Source organism: Isoptericola sp. S6320L (assembly GCF_023015685.1).
Classification (GTDB): domain Bacteria; phylum Actinomycetota; class Actinomycetes; order Actinomycetales; family Cellulomonadaceae; genus Isoptericola; species Isoptericola halotolerans_A.
This window is the reverse complement of sequence record NZ_JALKAT010000003.1, coordinates 153,603-176,980: the sequence shown is the minus strand read 5'-3', so window position 1 is coordinate 176,980 and position 23,378 is coordinate 153,603. Positions and strand designations below refer to the sequence as shown.

The 23,378-nt window shown below is 73.0% G+C and carries 25 protein-coding genes and 1 riboswitch; of the genes, 9 read left to right on the top strand and 16 right to left on the bottom strand.

Annotation, left to right across the window (positions count from 1 at the left end; all coding sequences use genetic code 11):
* The first annotated feature begins 140 nt into the window (after window positions 1–140).
* The 3 genes from MWU57_RS03580 (at window position 141) to MWU57_RS03570 (ending at window position 2,908) form a co-directional block, all read left to right on the top strand.
* Window positions 141–641 (top strand): FBP domain-containing protein, encoded by a 501-nt coding sequence (locus MWU57_RS03580; protein WP_106265655.1) that lies wholly within the window; start codon window positions 141–143, stop codon window positions 639–641.
* Window positions 642–862: 221 nt separating this feature from the next.
* The gene (locus MWU57_RS03575; RefSeq protein ID WP_246907281.1) at window positions 863–2,317 is read left to right on the top strand and encodes an RICIN domain-containing protein; all 1,455 of its coding nucleotides are present in this window, start codon (window positions 863–865) and stop codon (window positions 2,315–2,317) included.
* Between the two features lie 165 nt (window positions 2,318–2,482).
* Window positions 2,483–2,908 carry an Hsp20/alpha crystallin family protein gene (locus tag MWU57_RS03570; protein ID WP_106265658.1) on the top strand — a complete coding sequence of 142 codons (426 nt, stop codon included), beginning with the start codon at window positions 2,483–2,485 and terminating at the stop codon, window positions 2,906–2,908.
* A 51-nt stretch (window positions 2,909–2,959) separates the two neighbouring features.
* Here the strand turns inward: MWU57_RS03570 and MWU57_RS03565 are convergent, their stop codons facing one another.
* Together MWU57_RS03565 and MWU57_RS03560 are read right to left on the bottom strand one after the other, a co-directional pair.
* Window positions 2,960–3,178: a hypothetical protein gene (locus tag MWU57_RS03565; RefSeq protein ID WP_106265659.1), complete on the bottom strand. Its 219-nt coding sequence runs from the start codon at window positions 3,176–3,178 to the stop codon at window positions 2,960–2,962.
* Window positions 3,179–3,201: 23 nt separating this feature from the next.
* Window positions 3,202–3,783 carry an MOSC domain-containing protein gene (locus MWU57_RS03560; RefSeq protein ID WP_246907320.1) on the bottom strand — a complete coding sequence of 194 codons (582 nt, stop codon included), beginning with the start codon at window positions 3,781–3,783 and terminating at the stop codon, window positions 3,202–3,204.
* A 78-nt stretch (window positions 3,784–3,861) separates the two neighbouring features.
* Here MWU57_RS03560 and MWU57_RS03555 point away from each other — a divergent pair, with 78 nt between their 5' ends.
* Entirely contained in the window at window positions 3,862–4,452 is a 591-nt protein-coding gene (locus MWU57_RS03555) for an AAA family ATPase (RefSeq protein ID WP_246907280.1), read from the top strand.
* Window positions 4,453–4,477: 25 nt separating this feature from the next.
* Here the strand turns inward: MWU57_RS03555 and MWU57_RS03550 are convergent, their stop codons facing one another.
* The 7 genes from MWU57_RS03550 to MWU57_RS03520 all read right to left on the bottom strand — a co-directional run bounded on the left by MWU57_RS03550 (window position 4,478) and on the right by MWU57_RS03520 (window position 11,675).
* Window positions 4,478–4,894, bottom strand: a complete 417-nt coding sequence (locus MWU57_RS03550) for a (deoxy)nucleoside triphosphate pyrophosphohydrolase (protein WP_106265663.1) — start codon at window positions 4,892–4,894, stop codon at window positions 4,478–4,480.
* Between the two features lie 90 nt (window positions 4,895–4,984).
* Window positions 4,985–5,218, bottom strand: coding sequence for a helix-turn-helix transcriptional regulator (locus MWU57_RS03545; RefSeq protein WP_106265665.1), 234 nt, complete (start codon window positions 5,216–5,218; stop codon window positions 4,985–4,987).
* Window positions 5,219–5,464: 246 nt separating this feature from the next.
* Complete coding sequence (gcvH, locus tag MWU57_RS03540) at window positions 5,465–5,833, bottom strand: glycine cleavage system protein GcvH (protein WP_246907279.1); 369 nt, start codon at window positions 5,831–5,833, stop codon at window positions 5,465–5,467.
* Between the two features lie 68 nt (window positions 5,834–5,901).
* Complete coding sequence (gcvT, locus tag MWU57_RS03535) at window positions 5,902–7,074, bottom strand: glycine cleavage system aminomethyltransferase GcvT (RefSeq protein WP_246907278.1); 1,173 nt, start codon at window positions 7,072–7,074, stop codon at window positions 5,902–5,904.
* Window positions 7,075–7,081: 7 nt separating this feature from the next.
* A complete protein-coding gene (gene gcvP / locus MWU57_RS03530) occupies window positions 7,082–9,988 on the bottom strand; it encodes an aminomethyl-transferring glycine dehydrogenase (RefSeq protein ID WP_246907277.1) in 2,907 nt (968 codons plus the stop codon).
* Between the two features lie 145 nt (window positions 9,989–10,133).
* A riboswitch (glycine riboswitch) is annotated at window positions 10,134–10,228 on the bottom strand.
* A gap of 146 nt (window positions 10,229–10,374) precedes the next feature.
* Window positions 10,375–10,617, bottom strand: a complete 243-nt coding sequence (locus tag MWU57_RS03525) for a hypothetical protein (RefSeq protein ID WP_246907276.1) — start codon at window positions 10,615–10,617, stop codon at window positions 10,375–10,377.
* 149 nt (window positions 10,618–10,766) lie between these two features.
* A complete protein-coding gene (locus MWU57_RS03520) occupies window positions 10,767–11,675 on the bottom strand; it encodes a LysR family transcriptional regulator (RefSeq protein WP_246907274.1) in 909 nt (302 codons plus the stop codon).
* A 141-nt stretch (window positions 11,676–11,816) separates the two neighbouring features.
* Here MWU57_RS03520 and MWU57_RS03515 point away from each other — a divergent pair, with 141 nt between their 5' ends.
* Window positions 11,817–12,239: a hypothetical protein gene (locus MWU57_RS03515; RefSeq protein ID WP_181340712.1), complete on the top strand. Its 423-nt coding sequence runs from the start codon at window positions 11,817–11,819 to the stop codon at window positions 12,237–12,239.
* A gap of 10 nt (window positions 12,240–12,249) precedes the next feature.
* Here MWU57_RS03515 and MWU57_RS03510 read toward each other — a convergent pair whose 3' ends face one another.
* The gene (locus tag MWU57_RS03510; RefSeq protein WP_106265955.1) at window positions 12,250–13,419 is read right to left on the bottom strand and encodes a pyridoxal phosphate-dependent aminotransferase; all 1,170 of its coding nucleotides are present in this window, start codon (window positions 13,417–13,419) and stop codon (window positions 12,250–12,252) included.
* Between the two features lie 81 nt (window positions 13,420–13,500).
* On the opposite strand from MWU57_RS03510, the gene MWU57_RS03505 reads away from it, so the two are divergent.
* Genes MWU57_RS03505 through MWU57_RS03495 form a run of 3 tightly spaced genes read left to right on the top strand, consistent with a single transcriptional unit; the run spans window position 13,501 to window position 16,005 of the window.
* Window positions 13,501–14,094, top strand: coding sequence for a DUF1992 domain-containing protein (locus MWU57_RS03505; protein ID WP_246907272.1), 594 nt, complete (start codon window positions 13,501–13,503; stop codon window positions 14,092–14,094).
* 10 nt (window positions 14,095–14,104) lie between these two features.
* Complete coding sequence (locus MWU57_RS03500; protein ID WP_246907270.1) at window positions 14,105–14,908, top strand: Nif3-like dinuclear metal center hexameric protein; 804 nt, start codon at window positions 14,105–14,107, stop codon at window positions 14,906–14,908.
* Complete coding sequence (locus MWU57_RS03495) at window positions 14,905–16,005, top strand: alpha/beta hydrolase (protein WP_246907268.1); 1,101 nt, start codon at window positions 14,905–14,907, stop codon at window positions 16,003–16,005. Before MWU57_RS03500 ends, MWU57_RS03495 begins: the two co-directional genes overlap by 4 nt.
* A 34-nt stretch (window positions 16,006–16,039) precedes the next feature.
* Here MWU57_RS03495 and MWU57_RS03490 read toward each other — a convergent pair whose 3' ends face one another.
* A complete protein-coding gene (locus tag MWU57_RS03490; RefSeq protein WP_246907266.1) occupies window positions 16,040–16,534 on the bottom strand; it encodes a low molecular weight protein-tyrosine-phosphatase in 495 nt (164 codons plus the stop codon).
* 88 nt (window positions 16,535–16,622) lie between these two features.
* Between MWU57_RS03490 and MWU57_RS03485 the strand changes: the two genes are divergently transcribed.
* Complete coding sequence (locus MWU57_RS03485; RefSeq protein ID WP_246907264.1) at window positions 16,623–17,561, top strand: SDR family oxidoreductase; 939 nt, start codon at window positions 16,623–16,625, stop codon at window positions 17,559–17,561.
* Between the two features lie 202 nt (window positions 17,562–17,763).
* On the opposite strand, the gene MWU57_RS03480 is transcribed toward MWU57_RS03485, so the two are convergent.
* From MWU57_RS03480 to MWU57_RS03460, 5 genes are all read right to left on the bottom strand, one after another.
* Complete coding sequence (locus tag MWU57_RS03480) at window positions 17,764–18,405, bottom strand: hypothetical protein (RefSeq protein ID WP_246907262.1); 642 nt, start codon at window positions 18,403–18,405, stop codon at window positions 17,764–17,766.
* A gap of 93 nt (window positions 18,406–18,498) precedes the next feature.
* The gene (locus tag MWU57_RS03475; protein ID WP_246907260.1) at window positions 18,499–19,440 is read right to left on the bottom strand and encodes a carbohydrate ABC transporter permease; all 942 of its coding nucleotides are present in this window, start codon (window positions 19,438–19,440) and stop codon (window positions 18,499–18,501) included.
* The gene (locus MWU57_RS03470) at window positions 19,430–20,362 is read right to left on the bottom strand and encodes a carbohydrate ABC transporter permease (RefSeq protein ID WP_246907258.1); all 933 of its coding nucleotides are present in this window, start codon (window positions 20,360–20,362) and stop codon (window positions 19,430–19,432) included. Before MWU57_RS03470 ends, MWU57_RS03475 begins: the two co-directional genes overlap by 11 nt.
* The gene (locus tag MWU57_RS03465) at window positions 20,359–21,666 is read right to left on the bottom strand and encodes an ABC transporter substrate-binding protein (RefSeq protein ID WP_246907256.1); all 1,308 of its coding nucleotides are present in this window, start codon (window positions 21,664–21,666) and stop codon (window positions 20,359–20,361) included. The genes MWU57_RS03470 and MWU57_RS03465 overlap by 4 nt, the downstream gene beginning before the upstream one ends.
* A 63-nt stretch (window positions 21,667–21,729) precedes the next feature.
* The gene (locus MWU57_RS03460; RefSeq protein ID WP_106265689.1) at window positions 21,730–23,367 is read right to left on the bottom strand and encodes an FAD-dependent oxidoreductase; all 1,638 of its coding nucleotides are present in this window, start codon (window positions 23,365–23,367) and stop codon (window positions 21,730–21,732) included.
* Between the last annotated feature and the right edge of the window lie 11 nt (window positions 23,368–23,378).

Here is a 23,378-nt window from a genome sequence, read left to right as displayed (position 1 = left end):
CTGACCCCACACGGGTCGTGCGCGGAGGGCACCTGGCTCCGCCCTGCCCTCCTCCACCCGATCCACCGACCCACGGCCGACGCGCTCAGGCGCCCGCCGAGGTCGGCCCTGGGTGGTGCCCTGCTCCCGAAAGCCGACCCATGAACCCCCTGGACGAACAGCAGATCCGCGCCAGCCTCGTCAACGCCACGCGCAGCGAGCGGCAGCGGATGATCCTTCCCGAGCTCGCCGAGGTCCGCTGGGACCGCCTCGACTACCTCGGCTGGCGCGACCGCAAGCAGCCGCTGGCCGCGTACGCGGTCACCGAGGTCGACGGCGAGCCCGTCGGCATCATCCTGCGCGCCCCCGAGACCAGCAGCCGCCGGGCGGCGATGTGCGCCTGGTGCGAGGACGTCGCCGACGGCAACGACACGTCCCTCTACGTGGCGCGCCGGGCCGGGGCGCCCGGCCGCAAGGGCAACACCATCGGCACCCTGATCTGCACGGACTTCCGCTGCTCGCGCAACGTGCGCCGGCGCCCCACTCTCGCAGAGGCCGGGTTCGACGACGACGTGGCGCGCGCCGCCGTCGTCGAGCGGCGTATCGACGGCCTGCGCGAACGCACCCGGCGTTTCCTCGAGGAGGTCCGCAGCACCGCCTGACCGGTGCCACGAGGGGACGGCAGCCGCCCTGGCCCGGACCGCGGCCCGGGCCAGGCGGCTGATCGATAGTGCTCGTTTCGGATTGAGCGTGCCCTGGAAGCATGCCGACGCGATCGGTCGTGCACTAGCGTGCGTCATCAATCGACGCGGTCGGCGCCATCTGGACGCCACCCGGTCGACCTGACCAGCTCCCATGCAACGACGCACGAGAGGTCCTGATGATGAACACGTTCCTGACCCGACTACTGGCAGCGCTGGCCGCGCTGGTGCTGCTGCCGATCGCCGCGGTGACCGTGTCCTCCGCACCCGCTGCCGCCGCCACCAGCCAGTTCCGAGGGATGAACTGGGCGGTGCTGGGCGACAACTTCGTCACCGGTCCGCTCGTCCTGGACGGTCTGAGCAGCTCCGACAGCTACGCGACCGTCGAGGCCAAGGCCGACGCCCTGTACGACGACATGGAGAGCACGCTCGGTGTCGACACCGTCCGCCTGCCGGTCAACACCCACACGGTCGGCACGGCCTGGTGGAACAGCTACCGCGCCACCATCGACGCAGCGACCGCCCGCGGCTGGAAGGTCGTCCTGGCGTACTGGGAGGACGGCGCCGCGTCGGACGGCCGCATCACCGACTACGCCGCGTGGAACACCATGTGGTCCACCGTGACGTCGCAGTACGGCTCGAACGGCCTCGTGTACTTCGAGCCGATGAACGAGCCGCACGGATACAGCTCGACCGCGTGGCGAGACGTCGCTGCCGACTGGCTCGACTACCACTACTCCGCCGTGCCGAGCCGGGTCCTGATCGGCGGGACCGGGTACAGCCAGGACCTGCGTGACCTGTGCGCCGACTCCCGGTTCGCGGACACGTTGTTCTCGTTCCACCACTACGCGTTCATGTACGGCAGCAACACCTACGACGGCTGGATGGATCACGTCCGGTACCGGCTCGGCGACTGTGCCTCGCGGGCCGTGGTGACCGAGTTCGGCGCACCGATGAACGACGGCCGCGACTACGCCGACGCCGGCAGCACGGACAACTTCGTGCGCCACGTCCGCGCGGTGACCCAGGTCATGCGGGACGAAGGGATGGGGGCGACCTACTGGCCGGCCCTCGGCGGCAAGCCGGGCACCATCGGCTACGACTGGTACTCGATGTACTCGAAGAGCGGCACCGGTACCGGTCTCGACCTCACGCTGCGCAACCAGACCGGCGCGGACCGGCTGCGGTACGGGTGGGGCGACGACGTCTCCGGCGGCGGGCCGGGCGGCACGGTGACCCAGATCGTCAGCGAGGTGTCCGGCAAGTGCGTGGACGTGGTCTCCGCCTCCACGGCGAACGCCGCCGAGGTGGTGCAGTACACCTGCGGCAGCGGCTCGAACCAACGGTTCGAGCTGCGAGACCTGGGCAACGGCTACCACCGCCTCGTGGCGCAGCACTCCGGCAAGTGCCTCGACGTCAACGGTGCCTCCACGGCCGACGGCGCGGCGATCATCCAGTACACGTGCGGCAGCGGCACCAATCAGCAGTGGGAGCTCCGCGAGGCGGGCGGCGGCTACGAGCTCGTGGCCCGGCACTCCGGGAAGTGCCTCGACCTGCCGAGCGGGTCGACGGCGAACGGCACCCGGCTGCAGCAGTACGGCTGCTGGGGTGCCGCCAACCAGCGCTGGGACCTGTGATGGCGGGCGGAGCAGCATGTTCGCCGAGAGCGAAACGGCCCCTCTTGGCACTCTGCAGTCGAGAGTGCTAAATCATGAGGTGTAGCCAGGCGACGCCGGACGGACCGGCGCGCTGATCGCGGTCGGGGCCGCACCGCGCGGCCCTCGTCGAGGAGGTGATGCGCGATGGCTACCTACTGGGACCCGTTCCAGGAGATGGACCGACTCTTCGGGTCGCTCGCCACGTCGAGGAACGCCCCGGCCATGCCGATGGACCTGTTCCGCGAGGGCGACCACTACGTCCTCGCCGTCGACCTGCCCGGGATCGACCCCGGCAGCATCGACGTCTCGTGCGAGGACCGCACGCTGACCATCCGTGCCGAGCGCACGCCACGTTCCGGCGAGGGTCAGTGGCTCCTGCGGGAGCGCACGTCCGGCACCGTCGCCCGGCAGCTCACGCTGGGCCGGGGGCTGGCGCTCGACCGGATCACGGCGTCGTACGCCGACGGGGTGCTGACGCTGACCATCCCGGTGGCGGAGGACGCGAAGCCGCGCCGGATCGAGGTCAGCCACGACTCCCGCCCCGAGGCCATCGAGGCCGGCAACGGCTGACCAGCGGCGATCTCCTCGCGGCGAGGCCGGCGATCGGCGTCGGTGAGGGCCTCAGCCCTTGCTGGCGCCGATCATCGGCAGGCCGAACGCGAGCGACGCGGCCACGATGCCCCCGCCGAACACGTACGGCGCGATCGCGGGGTCGGCCGTGGCGCCGACACCGATGAGGACCAGGCCGGCGAGGAACAGCACGAACGAGACGATCACGCGCCCGAGCATCGCGCCCGGGGTGTCGTTCTGCGGGGCCGGGTTCACCTTGAAGTCGCTCATGGGCCCAGCCTAGCCCGCGCCGCTCAGGGCAGCCGCGGGCGCCGGACCGCGACGCCGGCGCGCGCGGGGTCGAGCCGGACCGGGCTCACCAGCACGGCCGGGCCGCGCCGCAGCACCCCGTCGCTCAGCGGCATGCAGCGCACGCCGCCGCGACCCCGCATCGCGGCATGGACACCGGTCGCCAGGACGCGGTCCATCCAGGCGCACGGGTGCGCCGGGCGTCCACCACGCAGCGTCACGGCGTCCTCGTCACCGCCGTCGCCGTCGGCAGAGCGGATCGTGAACTCCTCCCCGACCAGGGGTGCCAGCTCGGCTCCGCGCAGCACCACGTTGCGTCGCGTGAGCGTGGGGTCGAGCGGACCGGTGCCGAGCTCGCGGGCGATCTCCTCCAGCGCCTCGGCCGCGAAGAGCGTGACCGCGGCGTCCATGTGGGCGGCCTTGCCGAAGAACCTGTCCCCCACCAGACCCTTGCCGGCCACGACCTCGGCGGCCTCGGGGTACGACGTCGGCACGTCCGCCGCGCCGTCACGCGGCCGCCCGAAGTAGGCGTGCTCGGGGGACACGAGCAGGTGCGCGATCTCGACCGGGTACTCGAAGGGTGCCAGGGGTGCCACGCCCTGAGTCTCGCACCGCCCCGAGTCTCGCACCGGCCCGGGTCGCGCACCGCCCGCTACGATCACGGGATGTCCGAGCCCGCGATCCCCCGCCGCGTGCTGGTCGCCGGCACCTCCGGGGCCGGCAAGACGACGCTGGCGGCCCGGCTGGGCGAGATCCTCGACGTCCCGCACACGGAGCTGGACGGGCTGTTCCACGGTCCGGGCTGGACGCCGCGGCCCACGTTCCTCGACGACGTCCGCGCGCTGGTCGCGACCGACGCCTGGGTCACCGAGTGGCAGTACCGCGCCGTGCGGCCGCTCCTGCTCGAGCGGGCCCAGCTCCTGGTGTGGCTGGACCTGCCGGTCCACCTGCGGATGCGCCAGGTGGTCCGGCGCACCCTGGACCGGCGGCGCCACCGCACGGTGCTGTGGAACGGCAACATCGAGCCGCCGTTGCGGACCTTCTGCACCGACCGCGACCACATCGTGCGCTGGGCGTGGCGGACGCGGCGCACGCTCGACGGTCTCGACGAGCGGCTGGCCGTCCAGGCGCCTCACCTGGAGGTCGTGCGCCTGCGCAGCCACGTGGAGGCCGAGCGGTGGCTCGAGCGGGCCGCCGCCCGCACCGGGCGTCCCGTGCCGACGTCGGCTCCCGCCGTCGGCGTACGCCCTCGGTAGACGCGACCTCAGGGGACGCGCTACCTCAGGACACGAGCCGGTCGGCGAGCAGCTTCACGATCCGCACGTCACCGTCGAGCCAGTCGACGTCCCACAGGGTGTCCGCGTCCAGCCAGCGCAGCTCGTCGTGCTCGACGAGCGGTGCCGGCTCGCCGCCGGCGAGCGTGGCCATCCACAGGCGCAGCACGTGGCGCTCCGTGATGAACCAGGCGCCGTCGTCGGGCCCCGGGACCTCCGGCCCGAGCGTGACGGTGACGCCGAGCTCCTCGTGGAGCTCACGGTGCAACGCCTCGTCGGGACGCTCCCCCGGTTCGGCCTTGCCACCGGGGAACTCCCACCTCCGGGCGAGCTCCGCGGGCTGGGACCGGCGGGCGGCGAGGAGACGCGCCGGCCGGTCGAGCGAGTCGACGATGGCGGCGGCGACGACGAGGCGACGGATCATGGCGGTGAGTCTGCCATCCGGCCCCGAAGAGACGTGTGCCCCGCCACCAACATCCCCCGAGTGGTGGCGGGGCCAGACGTCATCAACCGGTCAGGTCGTGCGCATGCCCGTGCTGCGGGCCCAGGCGACAGCATCGGCCCGGGTCGAGACCCCGAGCTTGCGGTAGACGCTCCGCACCTGAGACTTCACGGTGTTTCGCGTGACGAAAAGCTTGCTGGCGATCTGCTCGAGCGTGACTTCCTCGGACAGGTTGGACAGCACGACCTGCTCACGAACCGTCAGGCCAGGGTCGAGGGTCAGACGGTCCATCTCGATTGCACTCATCGTTCTTCCTCCATGACGGCCGCCAGTCGCCATGACCGGCTCGGGGATATCCGTCATGAGTGGAGAGAGTGCGGGTGACGGTTCATGACGCAGGCCACACGCGAGCCGGGGGTGCAACCGGAGTCGGAGCGCTCCCACGGCCCGCGTCAGGGCGCCCGCGAGGCGGTATCTCCGCAGGCCAGCGCCCTGCCAGGGTGTTGCGTCAAGCAACCGAAACCCGATTATCACGATTGGATCACGGTTGACTCACCCTGCGTGCTGCGCGTACTCCTCCGCGGACAGGAGCTGGCCGGCACCCGTCACCTCGACCTTGAACAGCCACCCCGCCCCGAAAGGCTCCGAGTTCACCACCGCCGGGTCGTCGATCGCGGCCTGGTTGACCTCCACGACCGTGCCGGACACCGGCGAGTAGAGCTCGGACACGGACTTGGTGGACTCGATCTCGCCGATGACCGTGCCGGCCTCGATCGTGGCGCCCACCTCGGGGAGCTCGAGATAGACCACGTCACCGAGCGCGTCGGCGGCGACGGACGTCACGCCCACCGTGGCGGGGGTCGCGTCGTCGACCCACTCGTGCTCGACGGAGTAGCGCAGGTGGGTGGGGAAGTCGGCCATGAGAAGTTCTCCTGTCGTGGGGTAGGGCTGGCTCGATTGTGTCGGACGACGGCGCGGTGCGCCGGGTCTCAGCCGCGCTCGCGCCGGTAGAACGGCAGCGGGACGACGACGAAGGGTTCCGCCCTCCCCCGCACGTCCACGGCCAGCTCGGTCCCCTCGGCGGAGACCTCCGGGCTCACGTACGCCATCGCCACCGGGTGACCGAGCGTGGGCGACGGCGCGCCCGACGTCACGGCGCCGACCCGAGGCCCGAGGGACCCGTCGGGCGACGGCACGGCCTCCGGCTGCACGACGGGGTAGCCCGCGCGGGCGGGCCGCCGTCCCGTCCCGCGCAGTCCCACCAGCACCCGCTCCGGCGCGCGCTCGGCACGGGCGGCCAGCGCGGCGCGGCCCACGAACTCGACCGGGGTGCCGTCGTCGGACACCTTGTCCAGCTTGACGATGCGGCCGACGCCGGCGTCGTACGGCGTGGTCGTCGTGTCGAGCTCGTGGCCGTACAGCGGCATGCCGGCCTCGAGGCGGAGCGAGTCGCGGGCGGAGAGCCCGGCGGGCACGAGCCCGTGCGGCTCCCCCGCCGCGAGCAGCGCGCGCCACAGTGCCACGGCGTGCGGCGCGGCGACCCAGATCTCGAACCCGTCCTCGCCCGTGTACCCCGTGCGGGCCACGAGCACGGCCTCCTCGCCGAACCGCATGCCGAGGCTGGCGTAGTACCTCAGCTCGTCGAACGCGGTGCCGCCGGAGATCTCGGAGTCCTCGGCGAGGACCTCCCGCACGATCTGCGCGGCCCGCGGGCCCTGCACGGCGATCAGCGCGTCGCGCGCGGAGACGTCGCGCACCTGGGCGTCGAACCCGGCCGCCCGCTCCAGGAGCGCGACGAGCACGGTCTCGGCGTTCGCCGCGTTGGCCACGACGAAGTACTCGTCCTCGCCGGTGCGGTAGACGATCAGGTCGTCCAGCACTCCCCCGTCGTCGGCGCAGATCATCGTGTACCGGGCGCCCGCGCGGCGGAGCTTCGACAGGTTGCCGACCAGGGCGTGGTCGAGGGCCGCTCCCGCGTCCGGGCCGGTCACCGCGATGCCGCCCATGTGGGACAGGTCGAACAGGCCGGCGGCCTCCCGCACGGCGCGGTGCTCCGCGAGGTCCGAGGTGTACCGCAACGGCATCATCCAGCCGCCGAAGTCCGTCATCGTCGCGCCGAGCGCCTCGTGCTCGGCGTGCAGCGGCGTCTTCTTCTCCGTCATGGCGTCCTCAGTTCTCGCCGAGGGGCTCGGCGTAGGCGTCGATCGGCGGGCACGAGCACTGCAGGTTGCGGTCGCCGTGGGCCTGGTCGATCCGGCGCACCGGCGGCCAGTACTTGGCGGAGCGCAGCCCGGCGACGGGGAACGCCGCCTCGTCGCGCGTGTACGGGCGGTCCCAGTCGGTGCCCAGGAGGCTGGCCGCCGTGTGCGGCGCGTGGCGCAGCGGGGAGTCCGCCACGGCCCAGCGGCCGGCGGCGACGGCGTCGATCTCGCCGCGGATGGCGATCATCGCCTCCACGAACCGGTCGAGCTCGCCGAGGTCCTCGGACTCCGTCGGCTCCACCATGAGGGTGCCCGGCACGGGGAACGCCATCGTGGGCGCGTGGAAGCCGAAGTCCACGAGCCGCTTGGCGACGTCGTCCACGGTCACGCCGGTCTCCTGGGTGATCTGGCGCAGGTCCAGGATGCACTCGTGCGCCACGAGGCCGTGGGCGCCGGTGTACAGCACCGGGTAGTGGCCCGCGAGGCGCGAGGCCACGTAGTTGGCCGTGAGCACGGCGTTCTGGGTGGCCGCCGTGAGCCCGTCCGGGCCCATCAGCGCGAGGTACGCGTAGGAGATCGGCAGGATCCCGGCCGACCCGTGCGGGGCCGCGGAGACGGGCGGCACTCCCCCGTCGTCGTCCGCGTGGGCCGACGGCGTCGGGTCGCCGGGCAGGAACGGCACCAGGTGCTCGGCCACGGCGACCGGGCCGACGCCGGGGCCGCCGCCGCCGTGCGGGATGCAGAACGTCTTGTGCAGGTTCAGGTGCGACACGTCGCCGCCGAACCGGCCCGGGCGCGCGAGCCCGACGAGCGCATTGAGGTTCGCGCCGTCGATGTACACCTGACCACCAGCATCGTGTACGGCACCGCACACCTCGCGGACGTGCTCCTCGTAGACGCCGTGCGTGGAGGGGTAGGTGATCATGATCCCCGCCACCTGGTCGCCGTGCTGCGCGAGCTTGGCGTGCAGGTCGTCGAGCTGGATCTCGCCGTCGTCGGCCGTGGCCACCACGGCGACCCGCAGGCCCGCCAGCGCCGCCGACGCCGCGTTGGTGCCGTGCGCCGACGCCGGGATCAGCACGATGTCACGGTGCTGCTCGCCGCGGGACTCGTGGTAGGCGCGGATGGCCAGCAGCCCGGCCAGCTCGCCCTGCGAACCGGCGTTGGGCTGCACCGACACCGCGGCGTACCCCGTGATCCGGGCCAGCCGCTCCTCGAGGTCGGCGATCAGCTCGGCGTACCCCAGCGCCTGGTCGGCCGGGACGTAGGGGTGCAGGTCCGCGAAGCCCGGCCAGCTGATCGGCTCCATCTCCGCGGTGGCGTTGAGCTTCATCGTGCACGAGCCGAGCGGGATCATCGTCCGGTCCAGCGCGAGGTCCTTGTCGCTCAGGAGGCGCAGGTAGCGCAGCATCGCGGTCTCGGACCGGTGGCGGTGGAAGACGGGGTGCTGAAGGTAGTCGGTGTCCCGCAGCAGCACGTCGTCGAGCCCGACGCCCTCGGCCGCGTCGGCGGGCGCTGCGTCGAACAGCCCGAGCAACGTCTCGACGTCGGCCTCGGTGGTCGTCTCGTCGCAGGCAATCTGTACATGGTTCGCGTCCGCGACGTACAGGTTGTATCCCGCCTCGGCGGCCGCGGCGCCGACCGCGGCGGCTCGGCCCGGCACCGCCACGCGGACGGTGTCGAAGAACGCACCGTGCACCACCTCGACGCCGGCGGCACGGAGCCCGCCCGCGAGCGCCACGGCCCGGCCGTGCACCCGCTCGCCGATCGCCCGGACGCCCTCGGGCCCGTGGTAGACCGCGTACATCGAGGCGACCACGGCGAGCAGCGCCTGCGCGGTGCAGATGTTCGACGTCGCGCGCTCGCGCCGGATGTGCTGCTCCCGCGTGGCGAGGGCCAGGCGGTACCCGATCGCGCCGTCGGCGTCGACGGACACCCCGACGAGGCGGCCGGGAAGCTGACGCTCCAATCCCTTGCGCACCGACATGTACGCCGCGTGCGGACCGCCGTAGAACAGCGGGACGCCGAACCGCTGCGCCGAGCCGACCGCGACGTCGGCGCCCAGCTCGCCGGGGGAGACCAGCATGGTCAGCGCGAGGAGGTCGGTGGCCATCGTGACCAGGGCGCCGCGGTCCTTGGCCTCCACGACGACCGAACGGACGTCGAGCACGCGTCCGGAGGCACCGGTCTGCTGGACCACCACCCCGACGAGGTTGCCCTCGGGGAGGGTGCCGCCGTCCGCCTCGAAGGCGGCGAGCCCGGCGTCGAGGCCCTCCTCGAGCGACACGACGACGACGGGCAGGCCGACCGCCTCGGCGCGGCCCCGCGTCACGGCGATCGACTGGCCGAACAGCTCGGCGTCGAGCACCACGTAGCCCTGCTTGGCCCGGGACGCCCGCCACATCAGCGCGACGGCCTCCGCGACGGCGGTGGCCTCGTCGAGCAGCGACGCCCCGGCGATCTCCAGACCGGTGAGGTCCTCGACGACCTGCTGGAAGTTGAGGAGCGCCTCGAGCCGGCCCTGCGAGATCTCGGGCTGGTACGGCGTGTACGCCGTGTACCAGGCCGGCGACTCGAGCACGTTGCGCCGGATGACCGGGGGAGTGACGGTCGGGTAGTACCCGAGGCCGATCATCTGGCGCTTGACCTGGTTCTTCGCGGCGATCGCCCGCAGGTCGTCGAGGACCTCCGCCTCGCTGCGCGCCGCCGGCAGGTCGAGCGGCTCGCGCTCACGGATCGTCGCCGGCACGGCCGCGTCGACGAGCGCGTCGAGGTCGGCGTACCCGAGCTGGTCCAGCATCGCCGCCGTCTCGTGCCCGCGCGGGCCGATGTGCCGGTCGGCGAAGACGTCCGGGTCGAAGGGGGAGTGGGTCACGAGGAGCGCTCCGAGGGTCGGTGGACTGGGACCCTCCCCGCTCTGTCATGGGACCTGAGAGTTTTGCCGGTCCGCCTGTACGGGGCGCGCCGGCTTGCACCGTCGGTGGGCCTCCGCCGAGGCGGGGGCCACTTTTCAGAGTTGCCTCGCCGTGACGGTACAGGGGCCTGAGAGATTCCCGGGGAGGGTTTGCTCCTTCGGCGCCGGCCCCGGGGGGCCGGACTCTCCCGTCACGGTTCGAGCGGCTGTGCGGTTGTCCGCGCAGTCTACCGCCGAGGTAGTGCGGTTCCCGCCGAGGTAGTGCCCGGCGGGCCGAGGTAGTGCACCTCCCGCCGAGGTAGTGCCCCGTTCGCCGAGGTAGTGCCCCGTTCGCCGAGGTAGTTCCTTCAGTGCGACGAGGCGTCGTCGTCGGCCCACCGTCGATCGGTGTCCGTGGCGAGGTACAGCGCCGGCCCGATCACCGGGAGCGCAAGGATCACGATCGCCCACCCGACGGCGGGGCCGCCGACCATCCGGGGCGAGCGCCACCAGGCGTGGAGGGCGACCAACGTCATCGCGAGCACGCCGAGCGCTATCACCGTCCACGCGACGTCGTACCAAGCAGGCATGAACGGCACCGTCGGGTTCATCCCGGCATGCTAACCGCCACACCCGCACTCCAGGCCAGCGAGCACTACTTCGGCGAACGGGGCACTACCTCGGCGGGAACCGCACTACCTCGGCGAACGGGGCACTACCTCGGCGGGAACCGCACTACCTCGGCGGGCGGGGTGCTACGTCAGGTGAGCTCGAGGCCGCGGGCGACGTCGACCATCGCGTCCACGACCGCCCGCACCGCCGGGCCCGGCTCGTGCCGGGTGGCCCGGTGCCGCACGATGACCCGGCGCGAACCGAGACCGGGCATCGCCACCACGTCGACGCCGTCGGGCACCTCGCCGCTCTCGACGGCGAGCGCCGGGAGCATGGCGATGCCCTGACCGGCGGCGACGAGCGCGAGCGCGGTGTCGAAGTCGAAGTAGGCGTGCCGTGCCTCGATGGTGGTCCCCAGGGTGCGGCCGAGGCGCCGCAGCGCACGGTCGGCCGCGGTCCCGCCGAGCGCCCCGACCCAGGGCAGGTCGCGCAGGTCGTCGAGACGTTCCGGCGTGGGCAGGGAGACCGGCACCACGAGCCGCCAGGGTTCGTCGAGCAGCGGGACGTCGTGGGCGCCGCGGGGGGCGGGGGCGTCGACGTCGCCGTCGTGCTCGAGGAGGACGACGTCGAGGTCGCCGGCGCGCAGCATCCGCACGGAGTCGGCGGGCTCGTGCTCGCGGACGTCGATGGTGACGCCGGGGTGCTCCTCGGCGAGCGGCGCGAGCAGGGGAGCGACGACCGCGCGGATCGCCGACTGGAAGGCGCCGACCTTGACCGTCCCGGTGACGCCCTCGCCGAGGTTCGCGATCTCCTGGCGCGCCTCGAGGAGCTCGGCCTCGATGCGTTCGGCGACGTCGGCGAGCACCCGGCCCGCGGGTGTCAGCGTGACGCCGCGCGGCCCTCTGTCCAGCACCGGGAAGCCTTCCTCGGCCTCCAGACGAGCGATTTGCTGGGACACGGCAGAGGGGGTCACATGCAAAAGATCTGCCGCGGCGAGGACGCCGCCGGCGCGGTGCACGGCAAGGAGGAAGGCAAGCCTTCGTGGGTCGGTGGCCATGTAGCGATGCTAAGCGGCATCTGCAGAAACATTCAATTGTGCTGAACGTGTTTCGTGCCGCAACATTGCTCTCGGCGCCCGCCGGAGTCAGTGGTCCGAGGCCGGTGTCATCCCACCTGAAACCCCCGTGAGGAGGCTCGTATGTTGCCGTACCTGTTGTCCGTGGTCACCGCTCTCGGTTGGGTCGGCGCCATCGTCGGCCTCGTCGCCTACTTCCAGGTGTCCCGAGGTCGTTGGGCACCCAACTCGATCCAGTTCCAGGCCGCCAACCTCTGCGCGACCTCGATGCTGTTCCTCGTCGCCGCCGTCCACGGCGTGTGGCCGTCGGTCGCCGCGAACGTCGCCTGGATGGTCATCGGGGCGCAGGCCGTCCTCATGATCGTCCGCGCCCGCCGCGACGCCCGCCGCGGCGCGAAGTACGCGGAGCAGGCCTACGCCGAGCCGGCGTACGCCGAGAGCAGCACCTTCACGGAGACCGGCTTCAGCGAGACGACCAGCACCACCGTCACGCCGGAGCTCGTCGTCGACCACCTCGAGGTCCGGACGCCGCTGGCCGTGCGCTGAGGCGTCCGCCTCAGAGCGTGGCCTGCCAGGCCACGATCCGGTCGACGGCGCGCGCGACGACGTCGGGGGCCGCGGCGAAGGACAACCGCACCCAGTCGCGGCCCCGCTCGCCGTCGAAGTCCGTCCCCGGCGTGATCGCGACGTCGGCCTCCGCCAGCAGGCGTGAGCAGTACGTCACGGCGTCCAGACCGAAGCGGGAGACGTTCCCGTACAGGTAGAAGGCGCCGTCGGCCGGAGCCACCGGTCGCCACCCGAGCTCGTCCACCCGGTCGAGCAGCGCGGTGCGCGACGCCGCGTAGCGCGCCACGTTCTCCGCCGCGGCCGCGTACCCCTCGGCGGAGAACGCCGCGATCCCGGCGTGCTGGGCGAGGGCCGGGGGAGACAGGGCGACGTTGCCGGCCAACGCGTCGACCGGACCGACGAGCTCCTCGGGCAGCACCAGCCACCCGAGGCGCCAGCCGGTCATCGCCCAGTACTTCGAGAACGAGTTCACGACGACGGCGCCCCGGTCCGTGTGGGTGGCCGCGGTCGCCTGCTGCACGTCCTGGCTGTAGGCGATGCCGTGATAGATCTCGTCGCTGATCAGCCGCACCTCGTGCTCGGCGCACCAGCGCGCGACGGCGTCGAGCTCGGCCGGGGCGATCATCGTCCCGGTCGGGTTGGCGGGGGAGGCGACGACCACCCCGTCGAGGCCGCCGCCGTAGTACGCCTCCATGAGCTGCGACACGGTGGGCTGGTAGCGGGTCTCGGGGCCGCAGTCCAGCTCGACGACCTCGCAGCCCAGCGCGGCCAGGATGTTCTTGTACGCCGGGTAGCCGGGACGGGCGAGCGCGACGCGGTCGCCGACGTCGAACGCCGCGAGGAACGCGAGCACGAACCCGCCGCTGGAGCCGGTGGTCACGGCGATGCGGGCCGGGTCCACCTCCACGTCGTACCAGCGCCGGTAGTGCGCGGCGATCTCCGCGCGCAGGGCGGGTACGCCCAGCGCCTCGGTGTAGCCGAGGTCGGCGCGGCGCAGCAGGTCCGCCGCACGCTCGCGCACGACGTCGGCGGCGCCCGTGGAGGGCTCGCCGGCGCAGAGGTTGAGGACGTCGTGGCCCGCGGCCCGGCGTGCGTTGGCGGCGGCGAGCACCTCCATGACGGCGAACGGCGGGACCTGGCTGCGGCGCGAGACCTTCATGGCGCCCATCATGCCCGGCGTCGGCGTCGGCGGCCGCCGTCCCGGGATGTCCGTCGTCCACCGGCTGGGTAACGTGACCGCATGGTCGCCCACCGCAGAGAGCCTGACGATGCTCCCCGCGAGCGCCCCGCCGTGGCGCAGGACCCCGCGCGCCGGGCCGCGCAGTACCGCGTGGACCGCGAGATCGACCGCGAGCGGGCCCAGCGGTCGGCCGGCGGGCGGCATCGCGCCGAGCACGCCGACCAGCGGGCCGGCCGTGCCGACCCGCCTGCCGACGAGGCCCCGCCCCGCCCCCGGATGGACGACCGCGCCCGGTGGGTGGACACCGTCGTGGACCAGGCGATCCGCCGCGGCGAGTTCGACGACCTGCCGCTGCAGGGCAAGCCGCTGCCCGGCATCGGCGGGACCCACGACCCGGACTGGTGGCTGCGGAGCCTCGTCGAGCGCGAGCAGATCAGCGGCGTCCTGCCCGCCGCGCAGCTCCGCGCCGAGCACTCCGCCATGGACGAGACGCTGGACCGCGAGCACGACGAGCATCGGGTCCGCGAGATCGTCGCCGACTTCAACGCCCGCGTGATCGACGCCCGCCGGCAGCTCACGGGCGGCCCGCCCGTCGTGACCCCGACCCGCGACGTCGAGCGCGAGGTCTCCCGATGGCGTCAGCGGCGCCGGTAGTGTCGCGCTCATGACCTGGACCGTCGCCGAGCTCGTGGCGCGCACGGCGACGGCGCTCGACGTGCCGGCGCGGCCCACCACCGTGGACGGCCTCGACGCGGGCGACCCGGAAGCCGTCGTGCGGGGCGTCGCGGTGACGACGCTCGCCACGCTGGGGGTCCTCGAGCGAGCGGTGGCGGTGGGCGCCAACGTCGTCGTGACCCACGAACCGCTCTTCTACGACCACCTGGGCGCCGCGACGGCGCAGCTCGCCCACGAGGGGGACCCGGTGCACGCCGCCAAGGCCGCGTTCGTCCGCGAGCACGGCCTCGCCGTCTGGCGGATGCACGACGCGTGGCACGACCGGCGCCCGGACGGCATCGACGTCGGCACCGCCCGCGCGCTCGGCTGGACGTTGGACCCGGAGGCGGCCGCGCGCGGGGTCGCGTGGTGCGACGTGCGCCCGACGACGGTCCGCGAGCTGGCCCGCCACGTCGCCGCCGCGCTCGGCTCGACCCAGACGCGGTTCGCGGGCGACCCGCACCGGACGGTGCGCCGGGTGGGTCTCGACCTGGGCTTCCGCGGGTTCGCCCGCCACCGCTCCCTGCTGCGCACGGCCGGCGTCGACGCGGTCGTGATGGGGGAGGCGCACGAGTGGGAGACGGCGTCGTACGCGGCGGACCTCGCCCACCTGGACGGCACGGGGCTGGTCGTCGCCGGCCACGTGCCGAGCGAGCAGGCCGGCATGAGCCTCTTCGCCGACTGGCTGCACGCCACGGTCCCGGAGGTGCCGGTGACGTTCCTGTCGACCCCTGACCTGTTGGTCGCGGCATGAGCACGCCGCTCCCGGCGCCCGCTCCCGGCCCCCGGCCGGCGCCGGAGGCGGGCTGGGTGCCCGACGTGCTGGACGGGTTCGAGCAGCGCACGCTCGCGCTCGCCCCCGACTTCGAGGGCGAGGTCGTCGCGACGCTGGTCCGGCGGCGACGTGACGCTCCGCCGTCGGCCGACGCGGGCGTCGACGTGCTGTACGTGCACGGCTGGACGGACTACTTCTTCCAGACGCACCTCGCGGACTTCTGGGAAGGGCTCGGCGTGCGCTTCCACGCGCTGGACCTGCGCAAGTACGGCCGGAGCCTGCGCCCGCACCACACGCCGGGGTTCATCACGCGGCTGCGCACCTACGACGAGGACATCGAGGCGGCGCTCGCCGAGATCGGTCACGGACCGGACGCCGGCAGCGACCGGCGGCTGGTCCTCATGGGTCACTCCACCGGCGGGCTCGTCCTCAGCCTGTGGGCGCACCACCGTCCCGGCCGCGCCGACGCGCTGGTGCTGAACAGTCCCTGGCTGGAGTTCCAGACCCGCAAGGTGGGCCGGCTGGTCCTCGAGCCCAGCATCCGGGCGCACGCGGCGATCGCACCGCGCAGCCACCTGGTGAACGTCGACCTGGGGTTCTACGCACGGTCCATCTCGGCCCGGCACGACGGCGCGTGGGAGCTGGACGCGGCGTGGCGGCCCGACGCGGGGTGGCGGGTGACGCCGGCCTGGCTGGCCGCGATCTTCTCGGGCCACGACCGGGTCGCCCGCGGCCTGACCATCGACATCCCGATCCTGGTGCTGCTCTCGGCCCGCTCGACGCCGCCGGTGCGCTGGAGCGAGGACATGATGCGCACGGACACGGTGCTCGACGTCGTCGGCATCGCGGCCCGGGTCCCCCAGCTGGGGCGGCTCACGACGCTGGCCCGGATCGAGGGAGCCCTGCACGACGTCACGCTGTCGGCACCCGCGGTGCGCGACGTCGTCTGGTTCGAGGTGGCGCGCTGGTTCCGCGCCTACGTCCCGCCGGCGGCGGGCCCGGCGCCGGAGCCGGAGCCGCGGGGCTGGCGTCGCTGGTTCTCCGGGCGACGGCAGGCCGGCCGTCGGCCGGCCTGAGCCGGGGGAGCCGCCTGCTCGACGCGGCGGTCCGCTAGCTCTCGCGGAGCGCGGCGCGGACGTGGTCGACGATGCCGTCGGCGGCCGCCTCGATCTCGGTGAGGCAGGTCTCGAAGCCGTCCTGGTCGCCGTACCAGGGGTCGTCGACGTCGAGCACGGACTCGCTCCCGCCCGCGGGGACCGCCGGGGCGCTCGGGTCGAACGATCTGTACATCCGGATGTCTGCGTCTGTACCGTCGGCGAGGGCCCGCAGCGCCCGGGCGTGCCGAGCGGTCATGGCCAGCACCAGGTCCCGCTCTCCGAGCTGGTCCGCCCGGACCTGACGGGCGCGGTGGCCGTCGCCCGTCGGGTAGCCGTGCGCCGCCAAGACCCGACGCGCGCGGGGGTCGACGGGGTTGCCGTGCTCCTCGTCGCTGACACCGGTCGAGTCGACCACGACCCGGTCCTCCAGACCTGCCGCCGCGAGCCGGTCACGCAGCACGATCTGCGCCATCGGGGACCGGCAGATGTTGCCGGTGCAGACGGTCATCACACGAAAGGTCTCTGAGCTCACGGGCACATGGTCGCAGACCGGGCGCGACCGGGCGGGTCGCGGCTCGTCCGCGTAGCGTTGCCGCATGAGGTGGTCCGCAGACGGCTTGATCGCGGTGACCGGCGCCTCCGGACGCTTGGGCTCGCGCCTCGCGTTCCGGCTCGCCGCGGAGGGCGCGCACCAGCGACTGGTGCTCCGCGACCGCTCCCGGGCGCCCCGGCTCGGGGACGGCCGCCCGCTGCCGGAGTGCGAGGTGGCGGTCGCCGACGGCTACGAGGACGCCGCCGGGATGCGCGCGGCGTTCGAGGGCGCACGGACCGTCTTCCTCGTCAGCGCCCGGGAGTCGGCCGACCGGGTGGCCCTGCACACCGCGACGATCGACGCCGCCGTCGCCGCCGGGGTGGAACGGCTGGTGTACATCTCGTTCGTCGGCGCTGCACCGGACGCCACGTTCACGTTCGCCCGCGACCACTGGGCGACGGAGCAGCACCTGCGCCGCAGCGGTCTGCGGTGGACGGTGCTGCGCGACAACCTGTACCACCAGTCGCTGGCGAGCTTCGTCGGTGCGGACGACGTCATCCGCGGCCCGGCGGGTGACGGTCGCGTGGCCTCGGTGGCGCACGACGACGTCGCGGACGTCGCGACCGCCGTCCTGCTCGACGAGGACCCGCGACGGCACGACGGCGTCACGTACGACGTGACGGGACCGATCGCCCTGAGCCTCACGCAGGTGGCGGCGCTGCTGACGCTCGCGACCGGCCGCCAGATCACCTACCACGACGAGACGCTGGACGAGGCGTACGCGTCCCGGGCAGGCCTGGGGGCCTCGGACGTCGAGCTGGCGGGCTGGGTGTCGTCGTACACGGCGATCGCGGCCGGCGAGCTGGCGCACGTCTCGCCGGACGTCTCCCGCCTGGTCGGGCGCCCTGCACGCTCCTTCGAGCAGTGGTTGGACGACTACCCGTTCGAGTGGGAGCACCTGCTGCGCGGCCCGGGCGGCGGCCCGAGCGGCTCTGCACGCTGAAAAACCCTTGGCGTGCCGCGCCGTCGGGCATAGCGTCGTGCCTACGAACGGAAAGGAGGTGATCCGAGCAGTGAAGACTCTTCGGACCAGCGAGGTGGTCACGGGCTGAGTCCCGTGACCACCGGGACCTGCGGGGGCCGTGCCATCGTCCAGCACGGCAGGAGACCACTCCACCCCGCGGGTTCTTCCGTGCCTGCGGACGCTACGCCCGCCCGCAGTAGTCGGTGATGGCGTCGGCGGCGACGTACTCCGTCACCGGGTCGGGCGAGGTGCTGCAGTCGGCGACGCCGGTCTCGACCTCCTCGAACGACGTCACGTCCGCGTCCACCGCGTTGCTGCCGTCGCCGCAGCTGACGGTCGCGCTGCCGGTCGTGCGCTCGGCGTACGCGTAGAGCACGTAGGTGCCCTTGTCGACGTCCACCAGCAGGGAGTCGGTCTCCACGATCGCAGGGGCCTCGGTCGCCTCGAGGAGCCCGCCCGCGACGGCGTCCCGCACCATCGCCTCCTGGTCCTCGGTCGCGCCGCCCTCGGCGCGCGCACCGGCGTCCTCGCCCCGGCTCCACTCGCTCTGCACCGCGGTGCCGCCGTCGCCCGACACGCGCACCACGGTGACGGCCGTGTAGATGTCCTCGGACTCCGGCGTGCCGAGCCACTCGACCGACACCCCGCCGCCGCAGCTGCTCTCGACCGCCGGCGCCGTGTCGGCGGAGGCGCTGGGGGACGCCTCGCCCGCTCCGGGGTCGTCCGCGCCCGCACAGCCCGCCAGCAGCAGTGCCGTGCAGCCGGCGGTGACGGCCGCCAGCCGTCGCCCGTTCGTCCTGGTTCTCGCTCCGTTGCGCCTCACGAGCCGCAACGTACCGGACGGAAAGCGCTTCACGACAGGATGAAACCGTCGCAGAACGGCAACGATTCCGCATCATTGGCACGTGTCACCCGCTCAGCCCTTCAGACCGGAGTGCGCGAGGCCCTGGACGAACTGCCGCTGTGCCACGAGGAACACGGCGAGCACGGGGATCACCGTCAGGGTGGTCGCCGCGAGCTGCACGTTCCACATCGGCCCGCCGTAGGCGTCCACGTACTGGGTGAGGGCCTGCGGCAGCGTGAAGTTCTCCCGGCTCGACAGGTACACGATCGGCTCCAGGTAGAGGTTCCAGGACTTGAGGAACGTGAAGATCGCGACGGCGGCGACCGCCGGCCGGGCGAGGGGGAACGCGATGCGCCAGAAGATCCCCCAGCGGCCCAGCCCGTCCATGCGCCCGGCCTCCTCCAGCTCCCGCGGCAGCCCGAGGAAGAACTGCCGCATGATGAACGTCGCCAGCACGCTCGGTGCGCCGAAGATCGGGACCACGATCAGCGGCCAGTGCGTGTCGATGAGGCCCAGGGCGTTGACCATGCGGAACAGCGGCACGATCGTCACCTCGGCCGGGACCAGCATCCCGACGAGCACCAGCACGAACAGCGCGTTCGCCCCGGGGAACGAGATCCGCGCGAACGCGTACCCGGCCAGCGAGGCCACGAGGATCGTCCCGGCCGTGACCAGCGCCGCGATGTACAGGCTGTTCCAGTACTGCTGCGCGAACGGCTGCAGCGCGAACACGTCGGCGTAGGCGTCCCAGGAGACCTCGTGCGGCCACAGCGTGGGCGGGATCCGCAGGATCTCGCTCATCGGCTTGAGGCTCGACGTCGCCATCCACCACGTGGGGAACACGAACGGGACGCTCAGCACCACCAGCAGGGCGACCAGCAGCCCGCGGACGGCGCGCGGCCGACGACGGCGGCGCGCGGCCGGCACGTCACCGACGGCGGGCGGCGGCCCGGCGAGGGCCGGCGGGTCGGTCGCCGGACCGGCCACCGGTGCGGACGTGACGTCAGACCTCATCGTGGACCCACCTCTTTCGCGTCCGCCACTGGATCAGGGTCAGGGCCAGGACGATGACGAACAGGAGCACGGAGATTGCGCTCGCGTAGCCGAACTCGTTGAACCGGAAGGCCTGCTGGTACAGGTAGTAGACGAGCACCGTGGTGGAGTTCCCGGGCCCGCCGCCCGTCAGCACGTCGATCTGCGCGAACACCTCGAGGGATCCCACCACGGTGAGGATCGACACGAGCAGCACGGTCGGGCTGATGAGGGGCAGGGTGATGGAGCGGAACCGGCGCCACGCACCCGCGCCGTCGATCCGGGCCGCCTCCTGGACCTCCTCGGGGACGCTCTGCAGCGCGGCCAGGAACAGGATCATGTTGAGGCCGACGTTCTTGAAGACCTGGACCACGATGACGGCGAGCATCGCCGTCGGTCCGCTGCGCAACCAGTTGGGTCCCTCGACGCCGACCGACGCGAGGAACCCGTTGATCCCGCCGTCGTCCTGGAGCAGGAAGCCCCACACGATCGTCCAGGCGACGAGGGACACGACGACGGGCGAGAAGAAGAACGTGCGGAACGTCGTCGTGCCCGGCAGCTTCTGGTCGAGCAGCACGGCCAGGAGCAGTGCCAGCGTGACGTTGAGGACCACCAGGCCCACGGAGAACCACAGGCTCGCGACGAGCGAGTCCCGCAGCCCGGGGTCGGCGAGCATCCGCTCGTAGTTGTCCGCGCCGCTGAACACGAACGTGCCCGCGAGCACGTTCCACTCGTGCAGGGAGTACCAGGCGACGGTGACCAGCGGCACGATGACGAACGCGACGGTGCCCAGCACCTGCGGCGCCACCATCAGGTAGCCGACGGCGCGGTCGCGCTGCGCCGCGGAGCCGCGGGTGCGCGCGGAGCGCACCCGCGGCCGCGCGGCCACCGGTGTCGAGGTCATGAGCCGGCCAGGACGGGGTCGATCGACGTGCACACGTCCGCGAGCACCGCCTCGACGTCCGCGTCCGCCGTCCACAGCGGGTCGAGACCGGCGCGCACCGTGTCCTGCAGCTTGGCGAAGCTCGGGTGGGCGGGCTTGGTGACGGCGTCGGTGATCCCGTCCACGACGACCGCCTGGAGCTGGTCCTCGCTGAGCAGCGGGTTGGCCGCGCCGAGGACCTCGGCGGTGAGCAGCGACTCCCGCGGCGGCGGGAAGTAGGCGGCCAGCTGCTCGGCGTTCTCGGGGTTGGTGAACCACGCCAGGAAGTCGGCGGCCACGTCGGGGTGCTCCCCCTGGGCGAAGACGCCGATGCCCGCCTGACCGATGACGTTCTGCCGGCCCTGGGGCCCGGCCGGCAGCGGCACCACGTCCCAGGCGAAGCTGTCGTCGAGCGAGGAGGCGCGCGAGATCTGGGTGATCGTCATGGCGGCGTCGCCCGCGAAGAAGTCGGCGGTCGTGCCCGGGCCGGGCATCGCGCCGTCGTCGAACGTCGCGTCGTGGATCCACGTCATGGCGTCGACCATGGCGGGGTCGGTGAAGGTGCACGTGGCGCCGTCGGCGCTCCAGGGCGCGGCGTCCCAGCCGTCCCAGATCGTCGAGAGGTTCTCCCACACCTTGTAGTCGAAGTCACGGACCACCAGGCCCTGCTTGCCGGACTCCTCGGCCGCTGCCGCAGCGATGTCCCGGGCGGCGTCGTAGGTCCACTCCCCGGACCCGACGAGCTCCGCGGGGGACGGCTGGCCGGCGGCCTCGACCTGGTCGGTGTTGACGAACATGGCGAACGGGCTGTTGGAGAACGGGTAGGCGAAGAGGCCGCCGTCCTGCTGCCAGAGCGCCAGCGAGCTCTCGAGGAGGTCGTCGTAGGCGTAGCCGTCGGTCCCCTCGAGCACCGGGCCGACGTCGACGAGGGCGCCGCTCTGCACGAACTCGGGTGCGTAGCTCTCGAGGATCCACGCCAGGTCGGGGGCGTTGCCGCCGGCGAGGCGGGTGGTGAGCGACGTCGTGTAGTCGTCGAACGGGATGGCCTCGAACGTGACCTCCGAGACGAGCTCAGGGTGCTCGGCGACGTACGCGTCGGCGATGGACTGGAACAGGGCGAGCTGCGCCTCGTCGGCGGTCCAGACGGTCATCGTCAGCGGGACGGGCTCGCCCGGTGCCTCGGGCTCGCCCGCCGCCTGCGGGTCGGACGACCCGCAGGCGGCCAGGCCGAGGACCGCCGCGGTGGCGATGCCCGCGGCGAGGCCGCGGTGTCGGATGGTGTGCATCAGTGCTCCTTCGAACTGGATGGGCGGTGGGTGCTGCACGGGTGCGCCGTCGGGCGGACGGCGTCAGTACGGGTGTGCGCCGTCGGCCCAGCGGATCTCGACGCCGGCGGCCGTGAGCTCCTCCTGCAGCTCGGCGAGCAGGTCGGACTTGGCGTGCACGTCGTGGGGCCGCACGCCGCGCTCGGTGCAGAAGGCCGCGAGGTGGCCGGCGACCTCGCCGACGTTCCACTCCACGGGGTGCAGGCGGTAGCAGCCGTTGGTGATGTGCGTGGTGCCGATGTTCTTCGCGGCGGCCAGCAGGTTGGTCGTGCGCTCGGGCAGCAGCGCGCCGAGCGGGATCTCGAACGGGGTGGACGGGACGTCGATGTAGGTGTCCCCGCCGGTGGAGGGGTGCAGGTCGATGCGGTACATACCCACGCCCACGCTGTCCTCGTAGCGGGTGGCGCCCCGGTCGCCCCGTACCGCGTACGACACGTCGTTCTCCGTCACGGTGGTGACGGCGCGGATCCGGCGACCCTCGCGGTGGTAGGCGGCCTGGGCGAGCCCGTCGGACGTACCCATGACGTCGGGCCGCAGGCGCAGTCCCGGGAACCCGGTGCCGCCGTCGGGCCGCGGGGCCTCGGTCTGCATCCAGTAGAGCATCGAGAGGCTGAGCTGCCGGGCGTCCTCGATCCGGGCGAGCTCCACCTCGCGCGGGACGTCGAGCACCGGCTCGAGGAAGTAGTCGATGGCGGGCCAGTTGACCAGGCAGACGTCGCTGGCGAGGAAGCCCGGCTCGAACAGGTCGCGCGCGAGGATCCGGCGGAACGTCCACAGGTTGCCGTCGCCCGGGTTGCGCGACTGGTCCGCGACGACCGCACCGGCGTCGTCGCCGGGGTTGGGCGTGAAGCTGCGCACGTCCATCTCGAGCGTGCGGGGGTTCGGTGCGTGCCACGAGAGCATGCGCTCGCCGTTCCACGGCCCGGGCCGGTAGCTGCGCCAGAACTCGTAGCGCTCCGGCCTGTCGATGGTGTGGTCACCGTCGGTGTGCTCGACGGCGAAGCACACGCTCAGGGCCTGGACGTTGCCGGGCTGCGCCTCGGCCGGGGCGCTGGGCTCGCCGGTCGTCTCCCGGGACTCGAACCCGGTGACGTACGCGGTACCCGTCAGGGGCAGGAGCTCGCCCGTCTCCGTGGCGTCGAGCACGTAGCCCGCGGTCACCGTGGTCCGCGTGCCGTCCAGCACCGACTCCAGCGTCACCGAGCGCACCGTGTCGTCCGCCGTCTCGGCGGCGACCGGCCGGACGCGCTCCAGCAGCGTGAGGCGGCCCGCGGCCCGGGCGGGCAGCAACATCTCCTCCAGGACGCCGACGGCGACCCGCGGCTCGTGGCACAGCTTCGACACCCAGCCGGCGCCCGGGTTCAGGGCCGCCCGGGTCCGCGCCGCCGCGGTCAGGGGGTAGCGGCGGCGGTACGCGTCGCGGATGCCGTCGCGCACGGCCCGGTAGCGCCGGGTCACGCCGAAGTCCTCGACCCAGGGGTGCTCGTCGGGCGGGACGCCCTGGGAGGTGAGCTGGCCGCCGATCCACGGGTGCTCCTCGGTCAGGACGACGCGGGCGCCGCGGTCGGCGGCGGCGAGCGCCGCGGCGACGCCGCCGAGGCCGCCGCCGACGACGAGGACGTCCGTGGTGACGTCGGTGGTGACGTCCGGGGTGGTGGGCACAGGTGCTTCCG